The sequence below is a fragment of the Natrialba taiwanensis DSM 12281 genome (assembly GCF_000337595.1).
Taxonomy (GTDB): Archaea; Halobacteriota; Halobacteria; order Halobacteriales; family Natrialbaceae; genus Natrialba; species Natrialba taiwanensis.
In genome coordinates this window covers 93,577-106,404 of the sequence record NZ_AOIL01000051.1, presented here as the reverse complement: position 1 = coordinate 106,404, position 12,828 = coordinate 93,577, and the positions used below count along the sequence as shown (strand labels likewise).

11 protein-coding genes and 1 pseudogene are annotated in these 12,828 nt (G+C 64.1%); 4 read left to right on the top strand and 8 right to left on the bottom strand.

Going from position 1 to position 12,828, the window contains the following annotated elements; translation table 11 throughout:
* Positions 1-75: 75 nt before the first annotated feature.
* Positions 76-708, top strand: coding sequence for an SWIM zinc finger family protein (locus C484_RS15345; protein WP_006826818.1), 633 nt, complete (start codon positions 76-78; stop codon positions 706-708).
* A gap of 89 nt (positions 709-797) precedes the next feature.
* The gene (locus C484_RS15340) at positions 798-2,636 is read left to right on the top strand and encodes an acyl-CoA dehydrogenase family protein (protein ID WP_006826817.1); all 1,839 of its coding nucleotides are present in this window, start codon (positions 798-800) and stop codon (positions 2,634-2,636) included.
* Between the two features lie 35 nt (positions 2,637-2,671).
* On the opposite strand, the gene hjc is transcribed toward C484_RS15340, so the two are convergent.
* The 7 genes from hjc to C484_RS15305 form a co-directional block, all read right to left on the bottom strand.
* On the bottom strand, positions 2,672-3,193 hold the full coding sequence (hjc, locus tag C484_RS15335) for a Holliday junction resolvase Hjc (RefSeq protein WP_006826816.1): 522 nt from the start codon (positions 3,191-3,193) through the stop codon (positions 2,672-2,674).
* Between the two features lie 57 nt (positions 3,194-3,250).
* Positions 3,251-4,081 carry a CPBP family intramembrane glutamic endopeptidase gene (locus tag C484_RS15330; RefSeq protein WP_006826815.1) on the bottom strand — a complete coding sequence of 277 codons (831 nt, stop codon included), beginning with the start codon at positions 4,079-4,081 and terminating at the stop codon, positions 3,251-3,253.
* Positions 4,082-4,152: 71 nt separating this feature from the next.
* Positions 4,153-5,028: a hypothetical protein gene (locus C484_RS15325; protein WP_006826814.1), complete on the bottom strand. Its 876-nt coding sequence runs from the start codon at positions 5,026-5,028 to the stop codon at positions 4,153-4,155.
* A 168-nt stretch (positions 5,029-5,196) separates the two neighbouring features.
* On the bottom strand, positions 5,197-6,480 hold the full coding sequence (locus C484_RS15320; protein WP_006826813.1) for an adenosylhomocysteinase: 1,284 nt from the start codon (positions 6,478-6,480) through the stop codon (positions 5,197-5,199).
* Positions 6,481-6,733: 253 nt separating this feature from the next.
* Positions 6,734-7,489 carry a hypothetical protein gene (locus C484_RS15315; protein ID WP_049915534.1) on the bottom strand — a complete coding sequence of 252 codons (756 nt, stop codon included), beginning with the start codon at positions 7,487-7,489 and terminating at the stop codon, positions 6,734-6,736.
* Between the two features lie 160 nt (positions 7,490-7,649).
* On the bottom strand, positions 7,650-8,948 hold the full coding sequence (locus tag C484_RS15310) for an amidohydrolase (RefSeq protein WP_006826811.1): 1,299 nt from the start codon (positions 8,946-8,948) through the stop codon (positions 7,650-7,652).
* 436 nt (positions 8,949-9,384) lie between these two features.
* The gene (locus C484_RS15305) at positions 9,385-9,678 is read right to left on the bottom strand and encodes a hypothetical protein (RefSeq protein ID WP_049915524.1); all 294 of its coding nucleotides are present in this window, start codon (positions 9,676-9,678) and stop codon (positions 9,385-9,387) included.
* 178 nt (positions 9,679-9,856) lie between these two features.
* On the opposite strand from C484_RS15305, the pseudogene C484_RS15300 reads away from it, so the two are divergent.
* Both C484_RS15300 and hisG read left to right on the top strand, forming a co-directional pair.
* A pseudogene (locus tag C484_RS15300) lies at positions 9,857-10,717 on the top strand (stage II sporulation protein M); the annotation flags it as partial.
* Between the two features lie 67 nt (positions 10,718-10,784).
* Positions 10,785-11,639, top strand: a complete 855-nt coding sequence (gene hisG / locus C484_RS15295) for an ATP phosphoribosyltransferase (protein ID WP_006826808.1) — start codon at positions 10,785-10,787, stop codon at positions 11,637-11,639.
* Between the two features lie 101 nt (positions 11,640-11,740).
* Here hisG and C484_RS15290 read toward each other — a convergent pair whose 3' ends face one another.
* On the bottom strand, positions 11,741-12,748 hold the full coding sequence (locus C484_RS15290; RefSeq protein ID WP_083867358.1) for a DUF5784 family protein: 1,008 nt from the start codon (positions 12,746-12,748) through the stop codon (positions 11,741-11,743).
* Positions 12,749-12,828: the final 80 nt, after the last annotated feature.

Sequence of the window (12,828 nt, the reverse complement as noted above, 5' to 3'; positions counted from 1 at the left end):
ATGCCTGTTATAGGCCTCGAGCCCCTACATTCGTTGAATAGCAACCCGACCACCAGCACCACTCTCGACGCATCCATGAAAACAACAGCGTCACCGAAAGCGACACTTCCAGCACCGTCCACCGACACGCTCGAGCAGCGCTCGCGCCGCGCACGAACCGAGCCGATGTCCGTCCTCCCGCTCGGGGACGGCCTCTACGAGGTCGAATCCGCCAGCGATCACACCTACCTCGTCGATCTCACCGGCGGTCGATGCACCTGTCCCGATCACGTCTTCCGCGGCGTCCGCTGTAAGCACATCCGCCGCGTTGCAATCGAGATTACGGACGGGCGCACCCCGCCGCCGGGTGAACTCGCCGTCCAATGTCACGACTGCGAAACCGCGGTCTTCGTCGACGAAGACGACGCCGACAGCGGTCCGGTTTACTGCGATGACCACGCGATCTGGCCGGGCGACACGGTCGTCGACCGCGAAACGGGCGACCGGCTCACCGTCGTCGACGTTTCCGACCGACGCGCCGACGCCGTTCGGATCGAGACGACCGGCCGCACCGTCGCCGAGTACGGGACGAACGAGACGTACGACCCGGACGTCCCCGTCGTCGGCGCGATCTATCCACACGCGAGCGTGAAGGCGAACGGCGTCGTCCCCGCCTCGCTACAGGTGTACGTCTTCCCGCGAACACGCCTCGAGAAGCGATCCCAGTAGCGAGCGAATCCCGTCCAGCGCAAACGCGACGAAACGCACACCCGGTTTTGTTACGCCCATTTTATTGAGTCACGGTAACAATTGCGAGTATGGTCACGGGGATCGACTACGCCGAGTTCAGCGACGGGCGGGGCGTCAACTACTGGACCCTCGACCGAACGCTCAGACGCGAAGTGCGGCGGGTCTACACCGACGACGAGTTCACCTGGGCCGAGTCCCATCTCGCCGACTTCGGCGAGACCGTCGGTCACACCATCGCGGCCAACGCGGACGACATCGACGACCACGGACCTGAACTCGAGCCGTACGACAGGGACGGCGAGGTACAGAACCTGGTCCGCTACCCGGAACGCCAGTACGAGAACGAGCGGTTGGCCTACGAGCAGGGGATCGTCGCGGACGCGTTCGAAGCGCCGCCGGGGCGCGACGAGCCGATGGGACTGGCGCACAACCTCGCCATGCAGTGCCTGCTTTCGTACGCCGATCCGGGATTCGACTGCCCGGTCGCGATGACCGCCGGTGCCGCGCTCGTCCTCGAGAAGTTCGGCGGCGACGAGCACGCGCCGTTCTACGAGGCACTGACGAGCCGCGAGTACGACGGTCTGATCGAGGGGGCGATGTTCCTCACCGAGAAACAGGGCGGCAGCGACGTCGGCGCGAACGAAACCCGCGCCGAGTGGGACGACGAAGCGGGTTGCTGGCGGCTCTTCGGCGAGAAGTGGTTCTGTTCGAATATCGACGCCGAGGGAACGCTCGCGCTCGCCCGAACCGCGGACGCACCCGACGGGACTGCGGGCCTCTCGATGTTTCTCGTTCCCCACGCCGACCCCGATCGTTCGGGTCAGAACGGTCCCCTGACCAAGGGACAGCGGCTCGAGGACGGCCCGCTCTCTCCCGAGGCAGTCAACGATCAGCTCTACCGGCGACTGAAGGACAAACTCGGCACCATCTCGGTGCCGACCGGCGAGGTCGAGTTCACCGGTGCGAAGGCGCTTCTCGTCGGAGAAGCCGAGAACGGCTTCCGGCAGATGGCCGAGATGCTCAATCTCGAGCGCCTGTCGAACGCGGCGGCTTCTTGCGGAATCATTGGCCGGGTGCTGCTGGAGAGCAAGATCTACGCCGCGAACCGCGAGGCTTTCGGCGAGACGATCGGTCAGTACCCGCTGATGCGGGCTGATCTCGTCGACATGGCCGTCACCCACGAGGCCGCGACGACCTACGTCTTCGAGGCGGCACGGTTGCTTTCCGAACGCGAACGAGCCGAGCGCGCGGGTGAGACGGCCGACGACGCCTATCGGCTCATGCGACTGTTGATCCCCATCGCCAAGGCCCGAACCGCGCGGATGGCCGTTGAGACGGCCTCCTACGGGATGGAGATCCACGGCGGCAACGGCTACGTGAATGACTTCGTCACCAACCGTCTGCTTCGGGACGCGCAGGTCCTGCCGATCTGGGAGGGCACCGAGAACGTCCTTTCGCTTGACGTGCTCCGGGCGCTCGAGCACGAGGAGGCCCACGAACCGCTCCAGGCGGCGATCGAGGCGCGACTCGAAAGCGTCTCGCACCCGGCGCTCGCGGACACCACGGCCACCGTCGAGGACGAGTATCACGACCTGCTAACTGCGCTTGCGACGCTCGCCGGCGAGGACGACGAGTACGCACAACTGTCGGCCAAACGACTGGCACACTACGTGTTCGACGTCTTCACGGCGGCGCTGTTCCTTGAGAACGCCCAGCGAGAACTCGAGGCGGGCAACGGCCGACCGGCGCTCGTCGCACAGCGATTCGTCTCGACTGAACTCGAGGCCCGGGAAGCGCGCGGCATCACGAGCGGCGATCGATTCGCGCTCGAAGCGTACGACCCCATCGTTCGCTACGAATCGATCGATCCCGATCGAGTACGCGAAATCATGACAGAATCGGACTAGCAGCGTTGAGAGTTGGGTTGAGCGGTAAGCGGTGTCTACTCGAGCGCGTCTGCTGCCTCCTCGACTCCCATCACGCCCTGCTCGACCGCGTTGAGCACCCGAAGCACGTCCTCGTCCGGCCCGTTGTCTTCCCCGCCACCGACCTCGTCGAGGGTCACCTTCTCGGACGCGCCGACGAACTCGGCGAAGTCGGTGCCCTCGGCCAGCGCCGTCTCCTTTTTGACCCGATAGTTTCCGCCGTCGGTGACGTGGAGGTCCGCGGGGTGGAAGAAGTACCAGTCCTCGCGGTCGAATCGAACGCCGATGCGGGGCTTCGCGCCGAAATTCTGCGCGAAGTAGATTAGCGCTTCGACCTCTTCCCCGGTGAGATAGATCGGATCTCCTGAACTCGACTTGGCCTCGATCGCGTAGAACTGTTCGCTATCGCCGGCGAGTACGTCGGGGAGTTCGCGTTCTGTCGCCGAGCCGCTTGCGGGCGCACGCATCACCGCGAAGCCAGCCTCGTCGAGTTCGTTGACGAGTTCGCGTTCGCGGCGGTCGCCCTTCGCCTGAGACATACGGAAGGATCACCGGCGGGAGCTAATAAACGGGGCGGGACCGCAGTCGGCGACGGCCTACAGTGGCAGGATTGCCAGGCCGCTTTCGAGCGACACAGCCGTCGCGGTCTCGAGTTCGTCGGGGGCGTATCGAAGCACGAGATAGAGGATGCCGAACTGGATCGCGTTGAACGCGGCGTGGGCTGCGATCGGGACGAAGAGGTTGTCGGTCTTCGCGTAGAGGGTGCCGAAGATGAGCGCGCCGCCGAAGACGACGGCGAGCGAGACGGCGATCGCGCCGGGCGGGGCGAAGGTGCCGTCGTCCATGGCGATGGCGTACGAAGGGATGTGAAGCACCGCGAAGATGAGACTCGTCGCCACGACCGCGCCCATGCGGCTGAACGCGGCGTACAGGCGCTTTTGAATCACGTTCCGGAACAGGAACTCTTCGGCGGGGGCGTTAAAGAGGAAGACGATGACGATCATGAGCAGTACCATGGTCGGATCGTCCCCGACCAGCGTGATGACTTGATTCTCGGACGAGGGCAGTTCGAGGACCGTCGCGACCGCATTGACGACCATGACGAACGCGATACTGGCGACGATGCCGAGGCCGATGTAGCCCCAGCCGCGCCGCGTCGGCACCTCGAGATCCAGCCATCCCCAGCCGCGATCCGTCCACCAGAGGTAGGCCCCGCCGACGAGGACGAAGCCGGCGAAGTTCAGGGTGAGAAAGACGAACGTCGCGAGGTTGGATGCGCCACCCGGATCGGTGAGCAACGTCGAGTCGAGAAGCGCGGCCGGAAGCGACGTGAACTGCGAGGCGACCAGTCCGAGCACTGCCAGCCCGATGCCGACGAGCGTCGACCGAACCGGGCCATCCGTCCGCTGTCGTGTGGACGTTTCCATACCCGGACGTTTACGGGCTGCCCTCTTGGGCGTTCCTCTCTCGTCCGCCACACCGATCGCAATCGCCGTTTTCACAACCCCACTCCCAGCGCCCCAGGAATTGGCACAGAACCGCCACCATAGACCACGCTACAGACGCTGAGAACGCCGCCCAGAAGCACACCGCGAGTCACCCACGGCTCCCACCGCTTGCGCCAGTTATTCACGCGAACGGTCTGGACGTGTTTCTCCTGTTTGATTCCCGCCTCGGACCGATACGTGAGCACGACCGGCAGCCGATATCTCCCGGGCGTCGCACTCGCTCGCGTATTGAACTCGAGGATGTAGGCGGGATCATCGCGGCTGTTGCCGTCGAGCGGCTTCTGTCGGAGTTCTCGATCGTCGGTTTCCGCTCCGTACTGAAACAGCGTCGAGGAGGAGGCCACCGTTTCGGGTGCAGTCGTGTCTTTGGTTCCGACTAAGTTCGGCTTGTCAGCCGATCTCGCTTCAGTTGGCTCTGCGGTCCGGTCGGAACCGACGCGGTTCCGACGCACCGTTCCCGGATCGGTCAGATCGAGCACGTCGTCGTGGTCGTGAAAGACGGTGATCGTTTCCTCGGCGACGGAGTCACAGCCCGAGACGAAGATGCCGAGTTCAATTCGCTCGCCGGGATCGATCCGCGGACGTTTGAGAAACACGTCGAGGTCGATGTCGTCGAGGGAGCCGGTGCCCTCGACGTAGATGCTGACCTCCAGGTGGCCGTCCGAGTCGATGTGCGAGCGTTTGAGCAGCGGCCCGATCGAGTACGACCGCGGATCCGTTGGCGGTTCTTCCCCTCTGTATTCTTCCCCTCTGCGTTCCTTCTTCCCGTCTGTGCGACTGCCGTCGCTTTTTCCCGCGTTCTCGTCAGCGGTCGCTTCGGCGGAATCGGTCGGTCTTTCATCGGACGTTGACGGGATCTCTGGCATTCGATAGGTGATTCTCACACCCGACCCAGTTCAGGGTGATGGCCGTTCCGCTCGAACGACTCCGCGAGAATCAACAGATGGAGTACGAACACCGGAACGCCCGAGTATCCGGACCCAGAACGCCCGATCCGAAGTCCGCCCGTTCCGAACGAACGCGGTGTTCGGCAGTTACGTCCCCTGGTCCCAGCTGTCCATGTACTCGCGCTGGGTCTCCGTCAGCGAGTCGAACTCGACGCCCTCGGCCTCGAGTTTGATCTCGGCGATTTCCGTATCGAGTTCGTCGGGCACGTCGTGGACGCCGGCGTCGTACTGATCGCCGTTGTCGACGAGTTCGCGGACGCAGGCGGCCTGGACGCCGAAGGACTGGTCCATGACTTCGACGGGGTGGCCGAGCGAAATGGGGGCGGCGAGGTTGACGAGGCGGCCCTTGGCGATGACGTTCAGTCGGCGGCCATCATCCATCTCGTAGGCGTCGACACCGTCGCGGGCTTCGTAGTGATCGACGGAGAGATCGGCGAGTGCGTCCAGATCGATCTCGATATCGAAGTGGCCGGCGTTGGCCAGCAGGACGCCGTCTTGCATCTTTTCGAAGTGCTCTTCGACGATGACATCGCGGTTGCCGGTCGTCGTGAGGAAGACGTCGCCGACCTCGGCGGCGTCGGCCATCGGCATGACCTCGTAGCCCTCCATGTGGGCTTCAAGGGCGCGCCGGGGCTCGACTTCGGTGACGATGACGTTCGCGTTCTGGCCCGATGCTTTCTTCGCGACGCCCTTGCCGCAGTAGCCGTAGCCGGCGACGACAACCGTCTTGCCGGCCCACGAGAGGTTCGTGGTCATGGCGATGGAGGCGAGGGAGGACTCGCCGGTGCCGTGGACGTTGTCGAACAGGCGCTTCATCGGCGTGTCGTTGACCGCGAACACCGGATACTCGAGCGCGCCGTCGTCGTCCATCGAGCGAAGGCGGTGGACGCCCGTAGTCGTCTCCTCGGCCCCGCCGATGATGGTCTCGATCAGTTCCGGGTAGTCCTCGTGGATCGCCGCGACGAGGTCCATGCCGTCGTCGACCGTCACGGTCGGCTCGTGGCCGATGACGGCCTCGATGGCGGCGTAGTACTCCTCGTCGTCGACGCCGCGCTTCGCATAGCTCGTGATGTTCTCGTGGGCGTCGAGCGCCGCGCTGACGTCGTCGTGCGTCGAGAGCGGGTTGCAGCCCGTGATGGCCACCTCCGCACCGCCCTCGGCGAGCGTTTCGACCAGCATCGCCGTCTTCGCCTCGACGTGCATCGCCATCCCGATCCGCTCGCCCTCGAACGGCCGGTCCGCGGTGAACTCGTCGCGGACGTGCTCGAGAATGGGCATGTGTTGGGCGGCCCAGTCCATCTTCCGACGCCCCTCCTCGCGAGCGTCGGCGACGTCGTCCAGCTGTTCGCTGATCCGCTGATAGTCGCTCATACTTCGAGTGAGTGCGACGGGGGCCAAAACGCTACCGAAGGCAACCAGTCAAAACGAGCGCTGCCTGCGAATATAGACCGAGTTCAGGCCGGCGGACGTCGGCGGTGTGCCAGCGGCGTGGACGGCCGGTGGCGATGACCGCCGCGGTCGAGACCGGCATCGGCGACGGGAACGAGCGATGTGGTGGGTGGTGCCTCTGAATGGGAGAGCCGTCGTCCGATGGCGGATACGTTACTGCATACGCTCGGCGTCGTTAGCGGTTGTTGCCGTTCGCTCCCGCGTGGGACGGCGGACCGCCGCCGTTGGGTTCGTCTTCGGTGTCATCGTCGCTGTTTTGCTCCTCGTCGACCGTCTCTGCGTCTTCGTCGTCGAGTTCGGCCGTCGAATTCTCACTATCGTCATTGCCGCTGGCAGGGTCATCGCCGCCCGGTCCGGCGTGGGCCGGCGGGCCCTGCCGGTCGGTTGCGTCCTCGCTGTCATTGCCCGGACCGGCGTGTGCGGGCGGTCCAGCGTGGTCGGGCGCGTTACCCGGGTTGTTCTCGACGACGAAGTTGGCCACCGCGAGGCCGAACGGTCCGTCGGTTTCGTTCTTGTTGTCCGCAACGAACTGCGAGACGAGTTCGCCGAAGGGGGTCTCGTTCTCGGCAGCGGCTCCGTCGACCGTCTCGGTCGTTTCGACCGTCGCATTGTCGACTGTCGCGCCGAACGCGAGTTCAACAGACTCGTTTCCCTCCGGGGGCGAAAGAGTGAACTCGCCGTCGACGCCGGTGTAGGTGCCGGTGTCCGCGTACGTTTCGTTGTCATCGACTGCGGTGACGGTCAGGTTCATCTCGTCGACGACGGTGTCGTTTTCCGTGACGGTAACGGTCACCGTCTCGTCCTGTGCAACGTCGATTTCGAGCGCCGATTCGTCGGTCGATTCGTCCGCGGCGACCGCGCCGGGGAAGGCGGCCACGGAGAGGACGACCAGTGCAGCGATTGCGATTGCAACGTGGTTGTGGCGACTCATTGCAAGTCGTGACAGTTCGAGTTTTACGAATAAAGCCCGCCGGCGGTTCGGGGTCGTTCGGTCGGTTTTCGAATCAGCGAGACCGTCCAAAAGACGAGTATACTGTTTATTGGAGTCTCTGAGCGTTCGGATTCCGTTCACGCCGAGACGGTTGGTCGGCTCACTCCGCGGCGCGATCAACCAGCGCCGCGGCGCGTTCGCTCGCCCGGTCGCACACTGCACGCTCGTCGAGCGTCTGCACCTCGCGGTCGCGCATGAGCACCTGCCCGTCGCAGATCGTGTGTTTCACGTCGGCCGCCGCGACCGCGTATGCGAGGTGGCTCACGAAGTCGTGGGGCGGCGTCAGATGCGGCGCGTCGAGGTCGATCACGGCGATATCGGCGGCCGCGCCCGGCTCCAGTCGGCCGGTGTCGAGACCGATCGCGTCGGCGGTGCCGTGCGTGAGGAACTCGGCGACGGCCTCGGCGGGGACCGCGCTCGCGTCGCCCGTCTCGAGTTTGCCGACCATGGCCGCATCGCGCGCCTCGTCGAGCAAGGAGAGGTCGTTGTTCGAGGCCGCGCCGTCGGTGCCGAGGCCGACCGTGACGCCCGCGTCGAGCAGCCGTTGAACCGGAGCCATGCCGCTCGCCAGTTTCATGTTCGAGCCCGGACAGTGGATGACGCCGGTCCCTGCCTCGGCGAGCAGTTCGATCTCGCTCTCGTCGACGTGGACGCCGTGTGCGACGAAGTCCTCGGGTTCGAGCATCCCTTTCTCGGCCGCGTACGCGAGCGGTCGCACCCCGCGTTCCTCGACGATCGGCGCGACCTCGTCTGTCGTCTCGTTTGCGTGGTAGTGGATCGGCACCCCGATCTCGCGAGCCTTCGGGACGAACTCGTCTAAGTACTCCTCGCCGACCGTCGTCAGCGAGTGGGGCATGAAGGCCGTCGAAATACGTCCGTCCGCCGCACCGTCGAGTTCACGAGCGACGTCGATGCTCGTCTGGGCGTCCTCGCGGGCGGCCGCCTCGTCGGCTGCGACGGTGACGACGCCGTGGCCGAGGCGGGCGCGAAGCCCCGCCGTGTCGACCGCAGCCGCTATTTCGGGGACTTCGAAGTACATGTCCGCGAACGCGGTGGTGCCGGATTTGATCATCTCGAGCAGTCCGAGTTCGGCACCGACGCGGATGTCCTCGGGCGTCAGTTCGTCCTCGGCGGGCCAGATGTCCTCCTGGAGCCAGGTGTCGAGCGGCTTGTCGTCGGCGTGGCCACGGAGGAGGGTCATCGCGACGTGGGAGTGGCCGTTGACGAAGCCGGGCGTGACGAGCGCGTTCGAGGCGTCGATGGTCGTCTCGCCGGTGCCGTCGAGGTCGTCGTCGAGTTCGAGGATCGTCCCCTCGTCTTGATCGATGAGCACGTCTGCGCGGGAAATCGTGCCGTCCGGGCGAAGGAGTCGTCCGCCGGTAATCGCGAGTGTCGCCATACGCATCGTTTCGCGGTCGGCCGTGTTAGCGTAACGGTTACGAGTGCGTCGCCGCGGTGGTGGCAAGTCGCGTTTGGTCCCGCCGCTTGTGCCCCTTCATTTCCACTGGAACTGGTGTTCCCGTTCGAGAGCATCGCCGGTCCACTCCCGCCGTATTTGAGTGCGAACTCGAGGCGGGTTTCTCTCGTGGCACTCTCCGTCTCAGCAGTCTCCACGGTGAGCCCTGATCTGCTCGCTGGCTTCGCTCGCCCCTTGGAGGTCGCCTGTCTCGGCCCAAATCTCGACTCCGCTCACTAGTGATCGGTACAGTGAACTCGCGAATCGGTCAGTGAGAGGATGCAATGATTTGGACACTTCTTCTTTCGAATCCATCCAGATACCGTCTCTGAGAGAGAATACTTTCCTCAACTAGGAAGATACTGTTTACTCCTCTATATCAGCTATTACGGACGATGGACGCCACGCTCATGATAACGGCAACAGCCCCGACGTAGTAAAGGAGAGACAGAAGGGCAAGCCCAAGAAACGCCATACTCACTAGAACAGCTTTCCCACCACCTTCCGACAGTCCCCATCCCCCAATGAATATTGCACCAACGATACTGTCAGCAACAACTCTCGGATCAAATAACACCTGCTTCGGGAGAGCGTCAACAAAAATCCCGGCGATAATACCCGGAATCATTAGCAACCCCCCGAGAATCAGTTCAGAACGACCTGGGTTGTGCATAGATTACCTTGTCTAATTATTATAGAAATGTTTTCTGATATGCCAGATCTTGTTTGGATTTCTGGGAACCTACTTGATTTGGTGGTCGCCCAGCGGTTAATTAGTAATTCTCTTTCGGGAGGACCACCCGTGACTTATATAGGATTATGGCTGTGTGGGTTGTTCTATGTCAGTCTCTGACGGTACTGCTATGACAGACGGCCCCACCGCCAGCCCGACCGCCCGGCGAAACTGGACGGTGCTCGTTCTCGGACTCGCGCTCGCTTCGTTCCTGTCGGCCGCGATAACGGCCGTGACGCAACCTGATAGCAGCCCCGTCATCGGCGCGACCGCGCTCGGGTTCGGCTTCGTGGCCCTCGCCGTCGTCTCGCGGACCGCCGTCCCGGGACTGTTCGACGCCCTGAGCGCCGCGTGGGACGAACACCGTCGCGCCACCTGGGCTGCGACCGGCCTCTTCGCGTTCGGCGTTCTCATCGGCATCGGCCTCCTGCTCGCCGGCGTCAACTTACTCGATCTGCTCGCCGAACTGCTTCAGGAAGGGCTCGCCCCTGACTCCGGACCGGGGAACGGACAGGGCCAACTCGAACTCGAGCTCACGGCCTCCTTTTTCATCCAGAACAACTCCGTTCCGTTCCTCCTGGCCATCGGCGGCGCGCTCTCGCTCGGCCTGCTCACCGCCTTCATCATGGTCGCCAACGGCATTATCGTCGGCAACGTCGGCGCTGCTGTCGGTGAACTCGTCGGGGTCGAGTTCATCGTCGTGGGATTGGTTCCCCACGGTATTTTCGAACTGCCGGCGCTGTTCATCGCCGCCGGCGTCGGCTTTCGACTCGTGACTCGGTTCGGCGAGCGCGTCCTCGGGTCCCGCGAGGCGTTTCTCACCAGGCCGTATCTCGCTCGGACCGCCGCGCTCGTCGGGTTCGCCTGGCTCTTGCTGGTCCTTGCTGCCGTCGTCGAAGCCTACGTGACGCCGGCGTTGCTCGAGATGTTGTTTGCGGAGCAAGTCCAGCAGCCGGGTCCCCTCCCGACGACGCCGTGACCGGCTCGGCCAGCGAAACCCGCCTCGATGAAAAGACAGTTGCCCGCCGATACCGAAGGGACCGGTAATGCGAATCGCCGTTCCCAACAAGGGCCGCCTGCACGAGCCGACGATCGACCTGCTAGAGCGGGCGGGGCTCCACCTCGAGAACGGTGCGGACCGCCAGCTCTACGCCGATACGGTCGATCCCGACGTTTCCGTGCTCTTCGCCCGCGCGGCCGACATTCCGGAGTACGTCGCCGACGGGGCCGCGGACATGGGAATCACCGGCTACGACCAGGTTCGGGAGGCACAGGTTACGGATGTGGCAGAACTCCTCGACCTCGAGTTCGGTCGCTGTCGGCTCGTCCTCGCCGCGCCCGAAGACGGGTCGATCACGTCGGTCGCCGATCTGGCCGGCGGAACCGTCGCGACCGAGTTCCCGAACGTCACCCGCGAGTTCTTCGCGGAGCGGGGACTCGAGCCGAACGTCGTGGAGGTCACCGGCGCGACGGAGTTGACGCCACACGTCGAGATTTCCGACGCCATCGTCGACATCACGAGCACCGGCACGACGCTGAAGATGAACCGCCTCGGCATCATTGAGGAGGTTCTCTCGAGTTCGGTGCGGCTGTTCGCCCGAGAGGACGTTCGCGAGGAGCCAAAAATCCAGGAAGTGCGGACTGCGCTGGCGTCGGTCAAGCAGGCCGAAGGCAAGCGCTACCTGATGATGAACGTGCCGGAGGACCGACTGGACGACGTCCGCGACGTGATCCCTGGATTGGGCGGGCCGACGGTGATGGATATCGCAAACGGTGGCGGCGAGAAAGTCGCCGTCCACGCAGTCGTCGATGAGCGAGCCGTCTTCGAGACGATCACCGACGTGAAACAGGCCGGTGCGAGCGATATTCTGGTGACGGAGATCGAGCGATTGGTCGAGTAACGTCGCGGCGAATCGCGAGTCATACGGACTGCTGTAAGTCATTTCCGGCGCAACCGCGCCCGTCCTGCGGTTGCGCCGGTAAATCGCTACAGCAGACCGTATCAGTCGATGAACTCGATCGCGTCGCCGAACTCGAGGGGCACCGATCCTTTTCGATAGCCCTCGACGCGGCCGTTCGGACGGGTCCGATAGACGACGGCTGGCCGGTGGCGAACGTCCGGCTGCTCGCCGCGAACCGCCGCCCAGGCGTCGTCGCGGAAACTCGAGCAGTCGACGAACAACACCGCGCCGCCACCGTGTTCCGCGAGTTGGCCGTTGGTCTTCGTCTCCGCCGTATCACGGACCGCTGCGACCGGCCCGGATGCGGCTCGATTCCCCGGCGGCTGCGGACGGGTCACCTCAACGAGCACGTTCGTCTCCTCGTCCTCCGCACGGAAATCCAGCGAGTGACCCGTCGTTACCTCGATTTCGGGCGTGACCGTATAGCCCGCGTCGGCGAGGATTTTGGCGGCGATGAACTCGCCCATCGCGGCGCTCATCCGAACGCGGTCAACGTGGGCGCTGGTGCCGAGTTTCCCCGACATGACGTGTCGATACTCGTCGAGAACGCCGGTCGTGAGAAACTCCTCGAAGAATCGTGTTGCCTCCCGTCGACTCGCGTCGGGAAAGCCCGCCGCGTGCTGGCGGAAGAACGCCCGCGTCGATTCGCGCCCGTCTTTCGACATGAATACTGGCAGGAAGTACCACGAGAGGTGCGGATAGTCCGCGAGCCACGGATCGCCTTCGTGCAGCGTCGCGAGGAGTTCGCGCTGGGCCCACCGCGAGACGTGATAGGGAATCTCGTCCCAGCCGTACTTGTCCGTCCGCCACAGCGAAGAGGGCGTCTCGGTGTTGCCCATCCAGTAGGCCTCGTCGTCGGTACGCGCAAAGAGGGCAACGTCGCCGTTTTGCATCTCGAAGCGGTGTGTCTCCCAGTCGGCACCGATCTCGAACTGCGGCGTCACTGCACGTGCACCGATATTCGATCGAAGTGGCTGGAGAATCTTCTGTCGAACTCGCTGCTCGCTCCAGGATGTGGGCGAATAGCGAAAGCGAAGCGGCTTTGCCACATCCGTGTTACGGGCCGGCCGTGCATACGTTTTGCGAGACGTGCTAACCGTCCCGACCTCGTGAGTGACTTCGGATATGA